Origin of the sequence: Arthrobacter sp. zg-Y916, assembly GCF_020907385.1 — a bacterium.
GTDB classification, from domain to species: domain Bacteria; phylum Actinomycetota; class Actinomycetes; order Actinomycetales; family Micrococcaceae; genus Arthrobacter_B; species Arthrobacter_B caoxuetaonis.
Genome location: NZ_JAJJOD010000006.1, coordinates 136820 through 157700 on the forward strand (window position 1 = coordinate 136820; position 20881 = coordinate 157700).

General features: G+C 65.5%; 12 protein-coding genes. 5 read left to right on the plus strand and 7 right to left on the minus strand.

The genetic code is table 11. The annotated features are described in order from the left end of the window. The first annotated feature begins 7 nt into the window (after positions 1 to 7). Positions 8 to 1405 carry an NAD-dependent succinate-semialdehyde dehydrogenase gene (locus LOC59_RS10780; protein WP_229971904.1) on the plus strand — a complete coding sequence of 466 codons (1398 nt, stop codon included), beginning with the start codon at positions 8 to 10 and terminating at the stop codon, positions 1403 to 1405. A 284-nt stretch (positions 1406 to 1689) separates the two neighbouring features. Beyond that, a complete protein-coding gene (locus LOC59_RS10785; protein WP_229971906.1) occupies positions 1690 to 2064 on the plus strand; it encodes an Hpt domain-containing protein in 375 nt (124 codons plus the stop codon). Positions 2065 to 2094: 30 nt separating this feature from the next. Here the strand turns inward: LOC59_RS10785 and LOC59_RS10790 are convergent, their stop codons facing one another. After that, complete coding sequence (locus LOC59_RS10790) at positions 2095 to 2898, minus strand: response regulator transcription factor (protein ID WP_229971908.1); 804 nt, start codon at positions 2896 to 2898, stop codon at positions 2095 to 2097. Positions 2899 to 3019: 121 nt separating this feature from the next. Here LOC59_RS10790 and LOC59_RS10795 point away from each other — a divergent pair, with 121 nt between their 5' ends. Beyond that, positions 3020 to 4699 (plus strand): sensor histidine kinase, encoded by a 1680-nt coding sequence (locus LOC59_RS10795; RefSeq protein ID WP_229971910.1) that lies wholly within the window; start codon positions 3020 to 3022, stop codon positions 4697 to 4699. 17 nt (positions 4700 to 4716) lie between these two features. Here the strand turns inward: LOC59_RS10795 and sufU are convergent, their stop codons facing one another. The 6 genes from sufU to LOC59_RS10825 form a co-directional block, all read right to left on the minus strand. Further along, a complete protein-coding gene (sufU, locus tag LOC59_RS10800) occupies positions 4717 to 5184 on the minus strand; it encodes a Fe-S cluster assembly sulfur transfer protein SufU (RefSeq protein WP_227916464.1) in 468 nt (155 codons plus the stop codon). Next, positions 5181 to 6530 carry an aminotransferase class V-fold PLP-dependent enzyme gene (locus LOC59_RS10805; RefSeq protein ID WP_423723854.1) on the minus strand — a complete coding sequence of 450 codons (1350 nt, stop codon included), beginning with the start codon at positions 6528 to 6530 and terminating at the stop codon, positions 5181 to 5183. The genes sufU and LOC59_RS10805 overlap by 4 nt, the downstream gene beginning before the upstream one ends. A 190-nt stretch (positions 6531 to 6720) precedes the next feature. Then, positions 6721 to 8085: a sugar transferase gene (locus LOC59_RS10810; protein ID WP_229971913.1), complete on the minus strand. Its 1365-nt coding sequence runs from the start codon at positions 8083 to 8085 to the stop codon at positions 6721 to 6723. 657 nt (positions 8086 to 8742) lie between these two features. After that, positions 8743 to 11469 (minus strand): LuxR family transcriptional regulator, encoded by a 2727-nt coding sequence (locus LOC59_RS10815; protein WP_269440069.1) that lies wholly within the window; start codon positions 11467 to 11469, stop codon positions 8743 to 8745. Next, the gene (locus LOC59_RS16775; RefSeq protein WP_229971917.1) at positions 11469 to 14261 is read right to left on the minus strand and encodes a LuxR C-terminal-related transcriptional regulator; all 2793 of its coding nucleotides are present in this window, start codon (positions 14259 to 14261) and stop codon (positions 11469 to 11471) included. The genes LOC59_RS10815 and LOC59_RS16775 overlap by 1 nt, the downstream gene beginning before the upstream one ends. A 176-nt stretch (positions 14262 to 14437) precedes the next feature. After that, positions 14438 to 17131, minus strand: a complete 2694-nt coding sequence (locus tag LOC59_RS10825; protein WP_229971919.1) for an AAA family ATPase — start codon at positions 17129 to 17131, stop codon at positions 14438 to 14440. 236 nt (positions 17132 to 17367) lie between these two features. Between LOC59_RS10825 and LOC59_RS10830 the strand changes: the two genes are divergently transcribed. Together LOC59_RS10830 and LOC59_RS10835 are read left to right on the plus strand one after the other, a co-directional pair. Further along, positions 17368 to 17991: an acyltransferase gene (locus tag LOC59_RS10830; RefSeq protein ID WP_229971921.1), complete on the plus strand. Its 624-nt coding sequence runs from the start codon at positions 17368 to 17370 to the stop codon at positions 17989 to 17991. 187 nt (positions 17992 to 18178) lie between these two features. Then, a complete protein-coding gene (locus LOC59_RS10835; RefSeq protein ID WP_229971923.1) occupies positions 18179 to 20881 on the plus strand; it encodes a WecB/TagA/CpsF family glycosyltransferase in 2703 nt (900 codons plus the stop codon).

Here is a 20881-nt window from a genome sequence, read left to right on the forward strand (position 1 = left end):
CACGGACGTGACCACCACTTCCAAGACAACGGCCCGGTCCTACCAGGTAGTGAACCCGGCTACCGGTGAGCCGGGCGAGGCATTCCCTCTGGCCGACGACGGTGAAATCAACGAAGCACTTGCCGCATCGCAGGCGGCCTTTGAGTCCTGGCGGGAGGTCCCCATCGAGGAACGCGGACGCATCGTGGCCCGCGTCGCTGAGCTGTTCACCGAGCGCAGGGATGAACTGGCTGCGATCATCACCGAAGAGATGGGCAAGCCTCTGCCCGAATCAGAAGGTGAGGCGGAGTACTGCACCGAGATTTTCAATTACTTCGCCACCGAAGGACCTTCGCTGGCGGCAGACCAGGAAATCAAGGCCATCGGCGGCGGCCGCGCGGTGATCCAGAAGCTCCCTGTGGGCCCGCTGCTGGGCATCATGCCGTGGAACTACCCTTACTACCAGGTGGCCCGCTTCGCAGCTCCCAACCTGATGCTGGGCAACACGATCATCCTCAAGCACGCCGAATCCTGCCCCCAGTCGGCGCTGGCGATCCAGCAGATCATGGACGACGCCGGTGTCCCTGCAGGCGTGTACCAGAACGTTTTCGCCAGCCACGGCCAGATCGCGGACATCATTGCCGATCCCCGCATCCAGGGCGTCTCCCTCACCGGCTCCGAGCGCGCCGGCGCGATCATCGGTGAACTGGCCGGCAAGAACCTGAAGAAGGTAGTGCTGGAGCTCGGCGGTTCGGACCCTTACGTGGTGCTGGACACCGAGGATGTCAAGGAAGCGGCGGCCAACGCCTGGGCCACCCGCCTGGAAAACACCGGACAGGCCTGCAACTCCAACAAGCGCATGATCGTCAGCGAGGGCATCTTCGATGACTTCGTGGCGGAGCTGACCAACCTGGCCAAGGACCTGCAGCCCGGCGACCCGGCGGAGGCCGCCGAAGGCACCTATGCTCCGCTCTCTTCGCGGGCTGCAGCGGAGGGGCTGGCCGAGCAGATCCAGGACGCCGTGTCCAAGGGCGCCACTCTGCACGCCGGCGGCACCCTCTCCGAGGGCCCCTCCGCCTACCTTGCCCCGGCCGTGCTCACGGGCATCACGCCGGAGATGCGTGCCTACCGCGAAGAGCTCTTCGGTCCGGTGGCCGTGGTCTACAAGGTCGGCAGCGACGAGGAAGCCGTCAAGCTCGCCAACGATTCCGACTACGGGCTCGGCGGCGCGGTTTTCTCCACCGACGAAGAGCGCGCCCGCAAGGTGGCCCAGCAGCTTGAAGTTGGCATGGCCAACGTCAACGGCGTCGGTGAGGGGGCCGACATCCCGTTCGGCGGCGTCAAGCGTTCCGGCTACGGACGCGAGCTTGGCCCGCTGGGCATGGACGAGTTCGTCAACAAGCGGTTGTTCTACGTAGCTGACTAGCACCCGGTGGACTGCAGGCAGCACCCGTACCGCTCCCGGTACCGGCGCTGCCTGCAGTTTCGCTGTGATGAGTGCGCTTTCAAACTTTCCGCGATCTTGAGCCTGTGCGGGGAGAGTTCCTGAGCTAGGGGTGGGACCGTTGGTGGTACTGATCCACTGCGGTTCCCCCACCAGCGGGACCGCTGCCCTTCCAGGAGGACCCCCATGTCTCCCCGCCAGAGCACTGTGCCTGAATGGCGCGCAATCCGCGCCTGCAGCATTGCTCCCGCCCCGCCGGTCACCTCGTGACAGCCGTCAAAGAGCGCCAGATCACCCGCACCCTGACCTCCGCTGCAGCACTGAATGAGCTGAGCGAGCAGATGGGAAGGGAGGCCGTCAGGCAGTTCGTTGGCAATTACATCCACATGTGGAACGGCCGGTTCGAGAGGCTCGTCACCGCACTGGAAGAACCGGACTACCCCGGTGCCATGGACGTAGTGCTCAGCATCAAGATCTCCAGCCAGATGGCCGGCGCCCTCAGGCTTGCGGGCTACGCAATAATCGCCCAGGACATGGTGCGCGCCGCTGACCATGCAGGGCTGGTGTCCCTTCTTGATCCGCTGCAAAGATGCGGTGAGGACACGGTCAGGGCCCTGTCCGAATCCCTGTCCCGCCTTTAGCAGGTTGGCAGGGCCGGACCTGCAGGAACACTACTTCGCCGGCGCCAGCCGGTAACCCACCCCGCGGACAGTCTCGAGCCAATTGGGTGACCGGGAGTCGTCGCCGAGCTTGCGGCGGAGGTTTCCCACGTGCACCTCGATGGTGCGTTCATCGGAGTCGCTGATGTAGGAGCCTGTGTCGTACTCTTCCCCGCGGAGCCGCCGAACCAGATCAGTCTTGCTGCGGACCCGGCGGCCGCTCTCCAGCAGCGCATGAAGCAGATCGAACTCGGTACGCGTGAGTTCGACGTCGCGTCCGGAAAGCTGGGTGGTCCTTGTCTCCGCGTCGAGCAACAGGCCGTTGTGGTTGAAGACGCCTTCTGCGGCGTCCTGAATTGGAGTTTCGGCAGGACGCGACGGCGCGCCAGCAGCGGCAGCGGGTACGCCGGGGGCGGCCGCAGGCGCAGCAGCGGCGCTGTCGTCCTTGCGGGGACGGCGCATCATGGCAGAAATACGGGCACGAAGTTCCCGCGGCCTGAAGGGTTTGGTGATGTAGTCATCGGCTCCCGCTTCCAGCCCCATGAGCGTATCGAGCTCTTCGGCGCGTGCGGTGAGCATCACGATGTAGGCGTCGCTGAACAGGCGCAGCTGCCGGATAACTTCAAAGCCGTCGATGTCAGGCAAACCCAAGTCCAGGGTAACGACGGCAGGGTTGTGGCGCCGGACTGCTTCGACGCCGTCGGCTCCGGTTGGGCTGGCATGGACTTCAAAACCCGACTGCTGGAGTACGGCGTGTAAAAGATCACGGATGTCTTTGTCGTCCTCAATGATGACGGCAACGCGCTGTGTTTCCATACTTTTTCGGTTTTTCCTGTCCTGCTGAGACCTCTGTATCCGCACCACTACATTCGGCATCCTACAGCTTCAATGGATAAACTGGGCACTTCATCACTGCGAAAATGCGAGGTATCTGGCCATGTCCAGTTTAAAGGGCAGGGCCCTGTCCTTTCTGGGAATCCGCAGGGACTTCCACGAGCTCGATCTCCGGCTTCGCGTCGCGCTGAGCCAGCTCCCCCTTTTCGCCGCCGTGCTGTTTTCCCTTCCGCTTGTTCATGCCGTCAAGCCGGAAGCGTACGCAGACGCTGATTTCCTTGCGGGTGTGTGCCTGGTTATGGTGCTTTCCGCAGCTGCCATAGCCCTGCCGTGGGACAACTTCGTCCAGCCCGCCTACTGGGTTATTCCAATTCTGGATTTTTTCGCTATTGCGCTTCTTTTCCGCGGGGTCCAGCCCGACGTTGCGGGCATGGTGGTGCTGGCTGTGTTCCCGGTCCTCTGGCTCGCCTGGTCGGGATTTGCCCCTCGCAGCGCCAGTATCATCAGCGTGGCAGGTTCGCTGCTCATCATCTGGGCGCCCCTGTACGGAACGGACCCGGTGGCCGCGGACTTCATAAGGCCCATCCTTATCCCCCTGGTCATGCTCGCCGTACACAAGTCGGCTGCCGTGATGACCCAGGATGCCGCCGGACAGCAGAGGGCCCTGGAAGAGAAGGACCTGGCATTGAAGCAGAGCCTCGCGGACAGCAGGCGGCGGGCCGAGCTGCTGGACGCGGTACTGGACACCATCGACGTCGGCGTCATCGTCCAGGCCAGGGACGGCCACGTGATGCTCATGAACAACCGGCAACTCGCCACCCATAAGCTCGCGGTCCCGGAGGAAGCGGGCAACTGGACTGAGGCGGACATGTTCATCTACGGGCCGGACGGCTTCACTCCGCTTCCGGCGGAAGAGCGGCCCCTGGCCCGTGCCATGCGGCGCGAGGCCTTCTCCGACTGCCTCGTGTGGGTGGGCCGCGGGGCGGAGCAGCGGGCTCTCACCGTTTCAGCCCGCCCCCTCGGCTGTGAAAACGGCGGCTTCAACGGCTCCGTCGTCGCTTTCGGCGACGTCACGGATATGGTGCGTGCACTGCGGGCCAAGGAGGACTTTGTCGCCAGCGTCTCACACGAACTCCGCACCCCTCTGACGTCGATCATCGGCTATCTTGACCTGGCCATAGGGGAAGCGGAGGACGACGGTCTCTCAGCCTCCCTGCGAACGTCGCTGACCGTGGCCATGCGGAACGCTGAACGGCTCCTGGTCCTCGTAGCGGATCTGCTGACCACGGCGTCCGGCTCAGTCCACCTCGATCCTGCCGACCTTTCCCTGAGGGAACTGGTTGGGTCGGCAGCCGATTCCGCGGCACCGCGGGCCCTCGCGGCAGGGATCAGGCTGCAGATCCGGCCCGGAGAGGACATCCGGGGCCGCTTCGACGCCGTGCGCGTGCAGCAGGTCCTGGACAACCTCATCTCCAACGCCATCAAGTACTCCCCCGCCGGAAGCACTGTGACGGTCCAGGTGAAGCGTGCGGACGGATCCGCTGTCCTGGAGGTCTCGGATGAGGGCATGGGCATGACCGAAGCCGAGCAGGCGGAGATCTTCAACCGCTTCTTCCGGACCGCGGCCGTCAAGAAAGCGGCAATCCCCGGGGTCGGGCTGGGCCTGGGGATCACCAGGGACATCGTCGAGGCACACGGTGGAAAAATAACCCTGACTTCGGCACCCGGAGTCGGGACGACCTTTAGGGTGGAGCTCCCGCTGGAGCACGTCGTGCAGCGGTGACACCTGTCCCGGGGGGATCAGGCGCCGGCGGCCGTCCGCACAGCCTCTTCCAACGCCACCCACGCGAGCATCGCGCACTTGACCCGCGCGGGATAACGGGCAACACCGGAGAAGGCAGCGGCATCGCCAAGCACCTCTTCGTCCGCCTCCACGGTGCCGCGGGAACGCATGACCTCCCGGAAGTTATCCACGAGCCCCAGTGCTTCGTCCCTGGGCATCCCGGCCATCATGTCCGCGAGCACCGAGGCCGACGCCATGGAGATGGAGCAGCCCTGCCCTTCCCAGCTGATCCCGTCAATTGTCCTTGCATTGGACTCAGGACCCAGCGTGGCCCGCAGCGTAATCTCGTCTCCGCAGGTCGGGTTTAACTGGTGGGATTCCCCTACCAGCACGTCTTTACCCGCCTCAGCGAGGCCTTCGCCGTGCCGCAACTTGGCGTGATCAAGAATGATCTGCTGGTACAGCTGCTGCAGTTCCGAACTCATGGCTGCTTTACTCCAAAAAAGGGACGCACGCCGGCTACCGCGTCCAGGAACGCATCGACGTCGTCAGTGGTGTTGTACAGGTAGGTGCTGGCCCGGGTGGTGGACACCAGTCCCAGCCGGCGGTGCAGGGGCTGCGCACAGTGGTGGCCCACCCGCACCGCAATCCCCTTGTCATCCAGGAACTGGCCCACATCGTGTGAATGGACACCCTCGACGTCGAACGCTGCCAGGCCAATGCGCTCAACGCCCGACGGCGGACCCACCACGCGGATGCCCTCAATGGCTTCCAGCCCGGAGACCAGGCGCTGGCCCAGCTCCATTTCCCACGCATGGATCCGGTCCATGCCGGTTTCCTGCAGGTAGTTCGCTGCGGCGCCCAGGGCCATGGCCTGGGAAATGCGCTGAGTGCCTGCTTCAAAGCGCTGCGGCGCCGGGAGGTATTCTGCCTTTTCCATGGTGACCGTGGTGATCATGGATCCGCCGGTGAGGAACGGCGGCATGGCGTTCAACAGCTCGGACTTGCCGTACAGCACGCCGATTCCTGTGGGGCCGAGCATCTTGTGCCCGGAGAACGCGGCAAAATCCACGTCAAGCGCCTTCACGTCCACGGGCAGGTGCGGCACCGACTGGCAGGCATCGAGTACGACCAGCGCACCGTGCCTCCGGGCCATGGCCACGAGCACCTGCACCGGGTTGATGGTGCCCAGCACGTTGGAGGCATGGGTGAACGCCAGGATGCGGGTGCGCGGGCTGATGATCTGCTCCGCTTCTTCAAGCCGCAGCGCACCGGCGTCGTCCACCGGAATCCAGCGGAGTGTTGCACCAGTGCGGGCCGCAAGCTCCTGCCAGGGAATCAGGTTGGCGTGATGCTCCATCTCCGTCACGACGATTTCATCGCCCGGACCCAGCACGAAGCGGCGCGCCGCTTCGCCGCCACGGCCCGCGGATGCGTTGGAGAACGCATAGGCCACCAAATTCAGCGCCTCCGTGGCATTGGAGGTCCACACAATCTCCTCCGGCTGTGCATGCACCAAGTCTGCGATGGTGCGCCGCGCGTCCTCGAAGACGTCCGTCGCGGCGACAGCGAGGGTGTGCGCGCCGCGGTGCACGGCGGAATTGCGCTGTTCGTAAAACTCCTGCTCCGCCTCAATCACACTCAGGGGGTTCTGCGACGTGGCCCCGGAATCCAGGTACACCAAAGGGTGACCGTTGACCTGCTGGTCCAGGATGGGGAAGTCGTTGCGGATCCGCAGAACCTCCGCATTGTTGAGCTCCACGCTGTCCAGGGCAGTGTTCTCGTCCGGCCCGGCGCTCTGCAGGGTAGCGGGTGTGGAAACCACAGGCACTTTCAGTACTCCTCAGCTGGCGGGCATGCATTAGGAAAGATAAGTCTTCCGTAATCATCCCACGGGGAGAAAGCGAGGGCACCTCAGTCTGGCCTAAGTTCGGGCGTACGAGCCGTCTCCTGGTCCTTCACGACTGTGATCGGGCCCCAGCCTGAGGGCCGCGTTGAGAATCCGCGGCCCTCAGGCTGCCCTAGTACGCCCCTTCAGGCTGCACCATGACCTTGACCGTGCGCCACATAATCATCAGGTCACCGGTGACCGACCAGTTCTCCACATAGAACAGGTCGAGACGGATCGACTCGTCCCACGGAAGGTTGGAACGGCCGTTCACCTGCCACAGGCCGGTAAGTCCAGGCTTGATGAGCAGGCGCCGGTGGGTTGATCCTTCGTAGCCCTTGACCTCTGAGGGAAGCGGGGGCCTGGGACCGACCAGCGACATGTCCCCGCGGAGCACGTTCCACAGCTGGGGAAGCTCGTCCAGGGAGAACTTCCGCATCCAGCGTCCGCAGCGCGTCACCCTGGGATCGTGCTTCAGTTTGAACAGCACCCCTGCCCCCTGGTTCCGTGCGCGCAGCGCGGTCAAACGCTGTTCAGCGTCAACAACCATGGAACGGTATTTGAGCATCTGGAAAGTCCGGCCCCGCAGGCCTACCCGCTGCTGGCGGAAGATGACCGGCCCTTCGCTGTCCAGGCGGACAATGAGGCAGAGGACGATGAGCACAGGAGCGAGGAGAATGAGGGCGAGCGAAGAAAGCACAATGTCCAGGAAGCGTTTCAGGACGTGCTTCCCTCCGCTGTACTGCGGCAGTTCCACATGCATCAGCGGAAGACCCTCCACTGGCCGCCAGTGAATGCGCGGCCCGGCGACGTTGGTCAGGCTTGACGCAAGAATCAGTTCGGTGGAACTGCCTTCCAGTTTCCAGCCGAGTTCCCTGATGTACCGGTTGCCTCCTGGCACCGGACCAGCCACGATGACGGCGTTCGCTCCCACTTCCCTGACCAGGTCCGGGATCCTCTCCGGATCCGATTCAACTTCCCAGTCAGGATCAAGCACATCCTTGAGATCGGGCGCCGGCCCCTCCGGCACCACGACGCCTGACACCTGGTAGGTGGCCGAAGCGTGGGCAGAAACCTGCTTGACCACGTAGGCCACATCTTCGCTTCCACCGAACACCACCACTCGTGACAGGTAATGTCCCAGCCTGCGCTGCGACGTCAGCCATTTGCGCCACGTCCAGCGCGCTGCCAGCAGTCCGGCCAGCCCCAGCGGCAGCGAAACAGCCAATGCCGTGCTGGGCATGTTGCGCTGCAGGAGGACCATCGCCAGGACGACCGCTCCGAACATCCGCAGGGTAGCGTTCGCGACGCGTTTGTATTCATCGGCGCCAGTGCCCAAAAGCCGCTCTTCCCTGGTTCGGTACACGGCCAGACCGACGTTCCAGACCACGAGCAGGACGGTGAGGAACCCTACATGCTGCAGGGACTGGGCGGTGAAGCCCCTGCTGGTCACAGTGATGACAGCGGCCCACCCGGCAACCACGGCCAGGGCAGTCATCGCGAAATCGGTGATGATCAGGCCTACACGGTATTTCCTCCGCCAGGGTTCGCCGGCCGTTCTTGGCTCCGGCTGGTTTTGGTTTACGGCTGACCAGTGTTCGCTGATGACTTCGGGTTGGGGCCAACGCGAAGGCCGCTGCCGGGCGGAACGCTGGGCATGCCCCTCATGAAGCGGCGGCCTGCGGACCCGGGCTCTATTCATGCCTGCGGGTGCACCCATGTCAGATTCCCCTGTCCGGTGTTCGGGAGGAAGGAGCCGGCGACGGCTGGGGGGAAGTCTGGGTCTCAGCAGACTTCGACGTCGCCGGCTCCGCTTGTGGAGGTTCCTGTCCTTGAGTAACGCTGACGGAACCAGTGTTTTGACCACCGGTACTGGGGATCACGCTGGAGCGATGCATGTGAGACCTTCTCTGCACTTCTGAACTGACTTGGTTTAGTCAACGTCCAGGTCCAAGCCGCCGCATCAGTATTCGCCACCCTAAAAAGAACGCTGTTCACGTACCCGTGGGCACGCTGTACTCGGGACCCCTGGAAGCGCTACTTGCCTAGAATGCGGTCAGCAATGTGCCGCAGTGCGGACTACGCACTGCGGCACACTGTCCGGGTCCTTCCGCTTCGGGATTCAGATTGCTGGCCGGCTGGTCCCGGGCACGGACTATTGCCCCGCCGAAACGCGTGGCTCAGCTTCGAGCGCGCGGTAAACGGCCTCCAGCTCCGTGCGCCGACCGATCCCCAGCTTCACGTAGATCCGGTACACATGGCCCTCAACCGTTCGCTGAGAGAGCGTAAAACGAGTCGCGATGTCCTTGGTACTGGCGTCCTCGAGCAGCAGCGCCACGATCTCGTGCTCGCGTTTGGTCAGCCGCACCTGGTGGACGTTGGGGCTCAGATAGGACACCGTCACGCCCGCAAGTTCGTCCCTCCGCCGGCGCAGCTGCTGGATAAGAGCGCGTTGCCGCCTCAGATTGTTATGGGCGCCGTAGTAGCGAATGGCGTGTCCGATGCACTCAACCGCCACCAGGAACTTGCGGCACCGAACCGCCTCATCCGCTGCCGAAACCATCTGCTCCGGGTTATCCGCAGCCACGGCGGCAGCGTACGCGTGAAGCGCCGCAGCTTCGGCTCCTTCAAAGGAATCGGTGAGATCCACAAGCCGCCTGGCCTGTTTGAGGTCACCGATGGCCACGGCAAGTTCGAGAATGTCCTTTTCGGCTGCCAGCTGCCCCAGCTCGCGGGCTTCAGCCGCCAGTTCACGCACCCGGGCCGGGGGGTCCGCTGCGTCCTGCTGTGACTGCGCCGCGGCCCCAAAAGCGCCGGCTGTCAACTCCAGCGCCCGCGGACCTTTGTAGCCCAGTCCGCGCAGTTCACCGGCGAACCGCCTGGCGGGACTGGTGTCATCCACGACGACGGCCACGTACGCCGCCAGGGCCAAGGCATACGGCAGGAGCCGTTCCGGGTCCCGGCCCCTCAGCACCTCAATGGCCGGCCGCAGGCGGCGGAGCCCTTCGCGGTAGCGGCCCTGGCGGATTTCCAGTGCCCCCTCCAGAACTCCCAAGGTTCCGCCGAATGCCAGAAGACCATGGGGGCTGGAACGAAGCTCGTCCGAGAGCATCCGGTCCAGGTCCTCGAACCGTCCTCCGTGGAGCAGCGCCAGGCTGTGCCTGACCATGACGTTCGCGCGCACACTGCTGGACGTCAAGGCGCTTTGAGAGAGACAGCCCCGCGCCTGGCGGGCAGCCTGCACAGCCTGCCCGATTGACCCGGCTGCGGTCAGTACTTCGCATGCGAGCGCGTAGCCGAATGCCTTGATTTGGCAGAGCGCAGGCGACAGCTCGTCCTGCCCTGCACTGTCCAGCGCGGTGAGCAACGCCATGGTCGTCGACGCCGACTCCCCGGATACCAGGAGGTTTCCCTCTGCCGCCCTCGCCCATAGAGCCAGCACGCTGAGGCCGGCCGCCAGCCACGCAGTGCGTCCCTCCCCACGGTCCGGCCCGGTGATTTGCCCGTCCCGCACCGGCCAGTCCTTCGCCAGTGACCTCAGCCGGTCTGCCGCGTCGTCGGAACAGGCAGCGAGCTGAGCGCTGACCAGCACGGCGTAATCAAGGGTTTCCGTGTCCGGAGCCGTGAGAACGGCGTCCTCCAGACCTGCCCGGGCCTCCGAGATCCGGCCCAGTGCGAGCTGTGCAGCGGCAGCCTCGATCCGGCCTGCAGCTGCCAGGGGGCCCGGGGTGATGGCAAGGGCCAGGCGCAGGGCCGTTTCCGCGTCGCCGTCAGCGTTGGCCGCCCGCGCACCCAGCAACAGTTCGCCGTCGGACGAGGCGGCTCCGCAGTCAAGCGCCCAGGAAACAAGCCGCGGAGCCTGCGGAATGCGTTCGGTGGTGTCTGCTTCCAGCAGCTTCCTTCGTATTTCCATGCTTCGCATGGGCGGCACCAAACTGCGAATGGCCTCCGCATGCAGCGGCTGAACCATCTTCAGCTGCTCGGGGACATTGGCGGCAGGCTCCACATACCCTTCCTCCACCAGGGCTTGAACCGCCTCTTGTCCACCGAGCGCCACTAAGGGTCCGCGCGGCAGAACGCCCGCGAGCGCCACAGCCTCGAGGACCAGCCTCTCGGCGGCCGGCCGGCTGGCCAGCAGACGCTTGGCCAGATCCTGTACTGACGGTTCCAGTCCAGTGGGAAGCGAACGCAGGTACCAGGCGCCGTTGCGCTGCAGCAGCTCGCCTCGACGTTTGGCACCGGAGAGCAAAGCCTTGATGTACATCGGGTTTCCACCCGAGATCCGGGCGAGTACTGCACTGGAGGCACGCAACAGCGGTCCGCCGAGCTCATTGACGCACTGCTGGTGCACGGCTTCCACGGAAAGCGGCTGCAGGTCCACCCGGGACATCAGCCCGTCCCTGGCCAGCGAAAGCAGCTCCTGGATGTGGACACTTCGGTTCCGCGAAAGGACAAGCAGCCGAAGTTCTCCTGACATGGCCAGCTGGACCAGCACGTGGCTGGAAGCCTCATCAAGATGATGGGCATCATCGACGACAAGAAGCGCCTGTGGATGCCCTGCTTCTGTCCGGGCCTGGAAGTAGCGGCGGATATTGCGGAGCACCATCAGCGGTGATGCGAGGTCCTCCTCCAAAGCCCTTTCCATGAAGGGAGTCAGTGCACTGTAAGGGATCCGGGACAGCACCGGGCTGCCGTGGATCCGGTAGGGGGCAACAATGCCCTCAAGCCGGCGAAGGACCTCATCTGCCAGTGCACTCTTGCCCATGCCTTCCGGGCCCAGGACAAGGGCTCCCCGCAAGACCGGATCCAGAAGGTTGTTCACGATTGAATCGGCTTCAGCTGCCCTCAGGAAGGGAGATGGAGTAGGTGTCGCCGCCGTCATTACAGTTCCCCCTGTGCCGAGGCTGCTTTGCTGCTGGCTATGAGCCGGGCCAGTTCCCGCCGGCTGCCAACGTGCAGCTTGGAGTAGATCTGGTAGAGATGTCCTTCAACGGTCCGGACAGAGATGGAAAGCTCGGAGGCAATCATCTTGTTGGTTGTCCCGGCCGCTGCATGGCGCGCGATAACCCGTTCGCGCGTGGTGAGGCCGCGCAGGCAGTCCTCCACCTCGCCCTCCCCTTCCACCTCGCCTGACTGAAGCCTCCGGCTCCGGTGGATGAAACGGACAGTGGCGCGGTCCCCGGCACCGGAAGCGACCTCCAGTGCACGCTCCCCTGTTTCATGTGCCAGGAGTTCGTGTCCCTGCGCAGCTGCGGCGTCCGCGGCAAGCAGGAGCAGTTGGGCATCGTATCCACCTGAACCCTTGGCGTAATCTTCGGCAAACCTGGCGAACCGTCCCTGCAGTCCGGAAGCGACGTCGAGCAGTTGCTGGGCTGTATCGGTGCTGCCCAGGCGAACCGCGCTGACGAGCCCCAGCAGGGCATAAGCGCCGGCGCCCCGGGCCTCGTCAGAGTCGGCAAGTGCGGCCATTTGCTCCGCGGCGTCCGCGGACCCCAGCACTCCTCTCGCCAACACAATGAAATGGGTCCCTGTTCGCTGAAGGTCGGCGTGTTTTGGTGCTGAACCAGGGTCCGCTTTCCGCAGGTGTTCCTCTGCCCGGTCCCGATGCCCCTGGAGAGCTGCTGCATAGGCAGCGGCAGCACTGACGACGGGCAGCAGGCCACCCGGGTCGGAGGCTTCAAGCTGGCGGACGGCAGGAAGCAGTTTGGCCGTTGCTGCGGCCCCGCGGCCCGCGAAGGCGTGGAGCATGCCTTCCGAGACCTCACGAAGGGTGCCGCCATAGGATGCCCCGCCGTCCTCGTCTGCAGCCAGGTACTCGGCAGCTACCGACACCGCACCCGTGACGAGCAGCATGTGAACAATGCGCGACCGGACTTCCGCGGCCTCGTCGCGCGTGAGGTCCGGCTGGGACCCGTCGACGAGCATGTGCCAAAGAGTGGCAGCGAGCTCCTGCGCGTCGGACTGCCTGTCAGTCATGCCCCACGCGGTACACAGCCAAGATCCTACGAGTATCCGGAATCCGCGGCCGTTTTCATCTCCCCGCGCATAGATGCCGGTGAGCAGGGATACGCTCTCGCGGTACTGGCCGTGCTGTGAAAGGCACCGGGCCCGGGCCAGGATGAGATCCCGCTCCAGCTGTGCCGCTTCGCCGCGCTCCATCTCCTGGAGCTTCAGGGATGCCAGCATGGTCTCTGCCTCGTCGAGCAGGCCTGCGTGGCCGTCAGCATGGGTCTGTTCGCGCAGGAGCCGCAGCCGTTCGCCGTTTTCTCCGCTGCGTGCGCCTTCTGTCTGGCACAGGGCGCTGCTTTCGGCAAGCAGCAGCCGAACGTCTTCCAGGGAACTGCCGGTACTTCCGCCGCAGGCCCGGTGACGGGCGACGGCGTCCGCTGCGGCGCGGGCGTCTCCCCTGCGGAGATGGGAGAGAGTAAGTTCCAGGACAGCCGCGGGAGAGTAGATATGGTTTGGGTCCGCAGCGATGAACCGTTCGGCAGCGGCGGGATTTCCGGACCCGTTTGCGGCCTGCGCAGCCGAGAGCGCCAGCGGGGCGGAAACCTTGGCACCTGCCGAGATGAACCATTCGGCCGTGAGATGCGGCCAGGCGACGTCCTGGTCGGGAGGGAAGCGTTTCAGCAAATCGTTCCTGCGGGCGGTATCGAGCTGGGTGCGGAGGATTGCGCCGAACGCGGGCTCGGCGAGGGACAACACCGGTACCCCGGAATGGGCGAGCTGCAGCAGCCCTGCTTCCTGCAGTGCGTCCACCTCCGTGCTGTCCAGGCGTTCGAGTACCTGCAGGAGGGGAAGGGCGCCGCAAAGTGCAAGGACGTCAAGGAGTTCCCTCTGCCCCTCTGTCACAGCCGAAAGCCTGGCACCCATGGCTGCATAAAGCCGCGGAAAGGCGCACTCCATATTCGGGGAAAGCACCCAGACCCCTCCGGAAAATGCCAGACGTCCGCAGTCCCGGTAGTCTGCGGCCGCAGCCAGCAGCAGGCTCGGATTCCCGCCGCTCACCCGGGTCAGGTCCTCAGCCGCCGCCCGGCTAACCGGGCCGCGGAGCTCCGCCTCAAGCAGGTGGGAACACTCGGAGGGAAGCATGGGTTCAAGGTCCAGGCGGGTCAGCAGGCCTTCCCTCCACAGCCCCATAAACTCCGAAGGAGCAGCACTGAAATCCCGAAAGGCGGCGAACATATGCGCCGAACGGTTCACGACCATCTGGCTGAGGACCATGGCCGAGAACTCGTCGAGTTCCTCGGCGTTGTCCACGGCAAGGATCACGGTTCGGCCGGCAGCCCGTTCACGTACCAGCTCAGTCAGCCCCCGCAGGATCAGCACGGGGTGGGAGGACGCCTCCGGCTCCAAATCCGACAGGAGGAACGTCAGGGCGCCGAAAGGCGTCCGCCTGGCAAAGGCGGAACCCCGGATGTGGACGGTGTACGAACCCCTGCCATATACCTGCAGCACGTGCCGCATCAGCGCGCTCTTACCGCTGCCTGCCTCGCCGATGAGGAGGCAGCCACTGGCAGCAGACTCCGGCTGCAGACGTTCTGCCATGGCCTTAACCAGCCCGGAACGTCCCAGGAACAACGCGTCCGGAGCAGCCTGGCGGGCAGGGGGGTTACCAATAGTCGGGGGGTGCGCCTTGAGTGCGTTGGCGCCGGTCGAATGATGATTCTCCACTGAGACCTCTTCCTACAGCAAGCATTCTTGCCCGCGTTGGCAGACGCTCAACAGACTAGGGAGGGCGAAACGTGCCGACATGAGTAGGAATTACCAATGATCCGGGGTCCATACTCGAATAACACCGGTGAAATTCCATGCCGCTACTCGGTCTCTTCTCCGCAGCGGCATCCGGACTACTTGTATAGGGTGTCCTGTTTCCCGGCCAGGCCGCTGTCGGCATCGCCGAGGAGCTGCCTCAATTCGGCCCTGCCCGAGACGTGCAGTTTCTGGAAGATACGGCCCAGGTGCCAGTCCACCGTGCGGGGTGACAGATGGAGAGCACTCCCCAGGGCGGAGCTGCTTTCCCCGTGCGCGGCCCTGACAGCGAGGTCCCTCTCGAACTCGGACAGTTCGTCCAGGCGGCGGCTGATGCTGTTGGCATCTGAAAGCAGGCGGAAGGATTCGTTAGCAGCCATGCGCGCCCGCCGCGTCAGGTTCCGGTTGTTGAGCGACTCGGCGGCCTCCCGCGCCCTGAGCGCGGTCTTGTACCCCAAGCCGATCAGCCCCGTGCCAAGCAGGGCTTCTGCGGCGTCGAGCTGGATCTTCGGCGACCCCTGCAGGAGACCGGTCCCCAGTGCCCGCCACATCTGGGCGGCGGGACCGTCGGCCTTCGCGGCTGCAGCTTCCAGCGCCGTCGCGGCCTGGTCGTCCCCGGCCAGGGCAGCTGCCGCCAGGCACAGCACGGCCTCGGGGTAGTTGCCCTGCTCCACGGCCCGGCGTCCTTGGGCTGTCAGGGCAGCGGCGGCATCTGCATCCGCCCTGCGTGCCAGAACCGCTGCTGCCTGGAAGAACCGGGTAACCGCCGCAATCTGTGCCGGCGGGCGCGTCCTGAAGTCGGGACTTGCAGCCAGATAATCCGCCATGGCGTCCCATTCCTGACGAGCCGCGCAGCAGTAGGCCACAGCGGCGTACGCCATGGGCAGGTCGTCCTGCGGATCACTGACCTGCAACTGACGCAGGGCCGGCAGCAGGAACTCCAATGCAGTGTCGGCCCGCCCGCCCAAGGCATTGATAATTCCGTAAGGCAACTCAGACCAGCCGCCAGGAAACGAATCCAGGCACCGGCGCGACGCGTTCGAAAGAAGCTCAAGACCCTTGGACAGTTCGCTGCACATCACATACGTAGAGGTGATTCCGCCAAGAACCTGAGCTTCAACGGAATGTGGAAGCTTTCCCGCATTCTCCAGGCTGTGCCACAACGCTGTTGCCTCTTCGCTCGCCTCCCGGCTGAGACCGCCCAGCGCAAGTAACTGGCACCGGCTCGCCCGTGCCCGCAAACGCACGGACTCGGAGGCGCTGCGGTCCCTGCACAGAGCGGCAAGTTCGCCGGGAACCGCCGTGAGATCTGCATCCAGTGCGGCCAGCGCAGCCCGGGCGGCCACAACCTCGTTCCGGAGCGCAGAACGATTCGGTGCGGACACCGATTCAGCGGACACCCCGGCGCGCTCCAGCGCTTCGTCAGTGTGGATGCGCGGCTCGGGCAGCGAGCGCGCCAGCGTAGCCAGCTCCAGATAGGCGGGTACCTGGGTTGCGGCGCTTCCGACCGCCAGGACAGCGTGCAGCTCCCGCTCTGCTGCCCGGAGGCGCTGCGTCGCCCGCAGCGCCCTGGCACGTTCAAGCCTCAGGAGCGGGTCCGTTGCCAGGGTGGGAACTGCGGCTGAAATTTTGAGGACTGCCTCCGCGTCCCCGGCGTCATTGGCCGCAGCGCAGGCACGCAGGGCAACGTCAGCGTCTACGCCTTCACCCGATTCGCAAGACCATTCCGCAAAAGCTCTCACGGCGGTGTCGGCGCAGGCCCACAGATCCGGATTCGTCTGCAGGATTTCCTGCCACAGGTCGAACGACCGTCCGACGGGTATCAGTCCGGCCACCAGCCGCGCATAGAGCGGATCACGCAGGTAGACCGCGCTTTCACCGTTTTCGACCTTCAATATCCCGCGTTCTTCGAGAGCGTCCACCGGCTCAGCGTCGACGACCTTTAGCAGGGTCCCCATGGGGATGCCCGGGCACAGGGAGACGAGTTCCACCACAGTGCGCTGCGGGAGCGGTATTTCTCGGTACCAGGACTCCATCCAGTCGGACATTTCTCCCGAGAACGTCAGCGGACCCGTGAGTGTCCAGGTGCCCCCGCGTTCCTGGATACGGCCGGCTGCGATCTGGTCCCGGCAGAGCAGGGAGGTAAAGAGCGGATTGCCCTTGGCCTGCGACCAGACGGTTTGCACTGCGAGCGCTGAAGGCCGTCCGTGGGTGATCCTTTCCATGAGCGCCTGGGCATCGGAAATGTCCAACGGACCAAGATCAATCCTGCGGACCTTTCCCTCAGACCACAGCCGGACCAGTTCTTCGCCGCACAGCAGCAGGTCCGGCGTGGTTGCCAGCAGGGCAGCGTCCGACTGGCGCAGCAGCTGCACTGTGACGGTCTGGCTCAGGGCGTCCAGTTCGTGGGCATTGTCCACCACCAAAAGCACCCGCCGGCCCTGGGAACGTTCATGCAGGTGGACCTTCAGCGCCCTGAGCACCTGGACAGGATTGCTCAGCGCCGTCTCCGGCAACTCACTGAGCAGCCAGTTGAGCGCCCCGTAATCCGTGCGGGCGGCAACTTTGCTCCCGCGGATGTGCACAACATGGAATTGGCGGCCTGCCGCACCCGCCACATAGTTGGCCAGCGCTGTCTTGCCGATGCCTTCGGGGCCGACTATGACTGCTCCCCCGTTGCCCTCCAGCGACGTCCTGGTGGCACGCAGCGCCTCCGTGCGTCCGATGAGAGATGCCTGCGTGCTGCCGGAAGCACGGCCCGGGTTGAGCTGTGCGGGTGGTGCAACGCGCATGGATTTCCGCCTCTGGCCAACGTGTCATGGGTGGTCGAGCACAGATCGTAGGTTGGTGCGGCGGACGCGCCTACAGGTAATTACTACTGCCTTTGCGCCACTTGGACCGGAGAGCCGGCCGCTCCTGGACAGGCCGCTACTTGGGACTGGCCCGCTGATACCTACACCGCCGCTGCGGCTGTAGGGTATGGCCAGCACAACGGACACCGGGTGCGCGGGGGACGAGAGGAAGCAGCATGCTCAGCAACAGGGACAGCGGCATCAACGCGACGGCAGACGTCGCAGCGAACGCATCGATTGGCCACGGAACCCTTATCTGGCATTTGGCCCAGGTACGCGAGGACACCGAGATCGGAGCGAACTGCATCATTGGCCGCGGCGCCTACATCGGTCCGGGGGTCCGAATGGGCGAAAACTGCAAAATCCAGAATCATGCCCTCGTATACGAACCGGCGGTGCTGGGCAACGGCGTGTTTGTCGGCCCCGCCGTGGTCTTTACGAATGATACGTACCCCCGGGCAGTGAATCCGGACGGTTCGCTCAAGAGCGCCGAGGACTGGCACCCGGTGGGTGTTGAAGTGGGCGACGGCGCCGCCATCGGTGCCCGTGCGGTATGCATTGCCCCGGTTCGGATCGGCTCTTGGGCCACCGTGGCGGCAGGTGCCGTAGTGACCCGCGATGTTCCCGCCTACGCCGTCGTCGCCGGGGTACCCGCACGGCAGCTGGGGTGGGTCGGGCCCGCCGGGCATCCCCTGGTACCCGGTCCCGCTGAAGGTGAATTCAGCTGTCCGGTCACGGGAGAACTGTTCCGGCTGGAAGAGGACGGGCTCTCACCGGTGCCTTCCCGTCCCGCAGGATAGCGCTCCGCCGGCCCTGCTCCACCACGCTACTTAGCCGGGGGTGGATGTTCGGGTAGCACTTCGTACCCACCGGCATTCCACCCGGTTCCGCCGTCCGTGCAGACCAGTAGCGGCTACCCAGCCACCTGTTTCGTCCCCCTCCTATTGTTCTGGCTCGAAGCAACGAGCCGTAGGAGTGGACTTGGGAATGCAAGGCAGAAAAACGGGCGCCCGTGTCCGGGGCAGGCACGTCTCCGGAAAACACTCCGGAGCAGATTCCGGACAGGACCGCGCCCGCGCGGTCCTCGGCGGTGTCCCGGTGGACCTGCTGACGGCAGGCGAGGCCCTGGCCAGGATTGTGGAACGGCCCTGCGGCGGCCAAGCGCCGTTGGCCGTCGCATCCATCAACTTGGACCACGTGCACTACTTCGGCACGGCAGGACGTTGGAAAGGCGCACTGGACCTGGCGGGCCGCAGCGGCGGAGCCGAGTGGCTGAACGTCATTGACGGTGCCCCCATCGCTGCAAAGGCAAGCGCCCTCTCCGGCCGCCAGTGGCCGCGGCTGGCAGGCAGCGACCTCATCGAACCGCTGCTGGACCACTGTGAGGAGCGCGGCCTCCGCGTAGGATTCCTCGGCGGCACATCCGAAACCCACGAGCGGCTGCAGCGGGTACTTGCCCAGCAGCGTCCGGACCTCGTCCTCGCAGGATGCTGGGCGCCGCAGCGCGGCCTGCTCTCCGACCCCGGGGCCAACCGCGAGCTCACCGCCGCAATCGCCCGCGCCCGCGTGAACATCCTGGTGGTGGGCCTCGGCAAACCGCGGCAGGAACTGTGGATCGCGGAACATGCGGCCGCCACCGGAGCTGATGTGCTGCTGGCGTTCGGAGCCGTAGTCGACTTTCTGGCCGGACGGGTCCAGCGCGCCCCCGGGTGGGTGAGCAGCAATGGCCTGGAATGGGCCTGGCGCCTGGCCCTGGAACCCCGCCGGATGGCCAAACGCTATCTCGTGCAGGGACCGCCAGCCTACCTGCGGCTGCGCTCGCCCGCCCGCGTCCCGGCTGGAGCCAAACCCGTGCGCGAGGCTCCGGCCCGGGAACCCCTGCGCCCCCTGCCCGTGCCCGGCGGTTTCGCGCCCCCGGACGGCCGCGCCGACGTCGCCGTCCTGACCGTCACCCACAATAATGAGCGGGACCTCGAGGACTTCCTTGGCTCACTGCGCGCTGAAACAGCAGACCTGTCCATCCGCGTGATCGTGGCAGATAACTCCTCCACCGACGCCACGGTGGCGGTTCTTGCCGCGCACCCCGACGTTCGGCTCGTGGAGACCGGCGGCAACCTCGGCTACGCAGGGGGCATCAACGCTGCGGCACGGTATGCAGGCGACGCCGGTGCGGTATTGGTCCTGAATCCCGACCTGAGGGTCTGCCGCGGGGCCATCGCGTCCATGCTTCGCAGGCTGCAGGGCATCGGCAGCGGAATCGTGGTGCCGCTGCTGGCAGATGAGGACGGCAGCACATACCACTCCCTCCGCCGGGAACCGTCCATCACCCGCGCATTCGGCGACGCACTGGTGGGCCGGCGGCTGTCCCGCCGGCCCGCCTGGTTGTCCGAAATCGAGTACGACGCCGAGGCCTACCGTTACGCGCACCCCGTGGACTGGGCAACCGGTGCCGCCCTCCTGGTGGACATGCCGCTGGCACGCCGGCTAGGGAGCTGGAACGAATCCTTTTTCCTCTACTCGGAGGAAACCGAGTACTTCCGCAGGGCCAGAAGTGCCGGGGCAGCAGTCTGGTTTGAACCGGCAGCCAAAATGATCCACCGCCGGGGAGGCTCCGGCCAGGCCCCGGAGCTTGCTGCCCTGATGGCCGTCAACCGGGTTCGGTATGCGGAACTGCACCGCAGTGCCGGCTATGCCGCCGTCTTCGGCAGCATGGTGCTGCTCGCCGAAACGCTGCGTCTGGGCGGTGCCGGCCACAGGCTGGCTGTGTCGGCGCTGGTGCGTCCGAGCCGGCGGGCGGCCCTCCCCCAGGCGCAGGCGCCTAATTCCGTCCAGGACGGTGCGGGCCGGCCGTTCCCGCAGGGTTCCGTCATCATCCCGTGCCATAACGAGGAAACCGTTCTCGGCGGAACGCTGGACGCCCTGGCACCGGTAATCGAGGCCGGGACCGAGGTAATCGTGGTGTGCAACGGCTGCTCCGATGCCTCGGCCGAGGTGGCCAAGTCCCGCCCCGGCGTTCGTGTCCTGGAGCTGCGCGAGGCGTCCAAGACAGCCGCACTGAACGCGGGCAACGCGGCCGCAGACCATTGGCCGCGGCTCTACCTGGACGCCGACATCACGGTCCGCCCGGAAACCGTCCGCGCAGTATTCGAAGCTCTGCAGGACGGTCCGCTCGCGGTCCGGCCCGCTGTGGACTATGACCTGGCCGGAGCACGCTTTCTCATCCGCAGCTACTACCGGGCCCGGCGCCATCTCCCCGGCGCCCGGCAGGCTCTCTGGGGCGCGGGAGCCTACGCGCTCAGCGCCGAAGCCGGGAAGCGGCTGGGCACTCTGCCCGCCGTCGTCGCCGATGACCTCTACATTGACCGGGCCTTCACCGGGCCGGAGAAAGCAGTCCTGGACTGTCCCCCTGTCCTGGTGCGCCTGCCGCGCGACGTGCCCGGCCTGCTGGCCATCCTTCGGCGGACCTACCGCGGCAACTTTGAGCAGGGCGCGCTGCACAGTACCGCGCTGGGCAGTGCAGCGGGGATCCTTGCAGGAGTGCGCGGACCGCGCAGCGCTTTCGATGCTTCCGTCTACATTGCCTTCACCCTGGCCGGACGGCGCCTGGCGGCCTCCTCGCGGCCAGGCAGTATCTGGGAGCGGGACACCAGCTCCCGCACCGGCTCCGCGGCTCATGGGACGGTGTCCTAG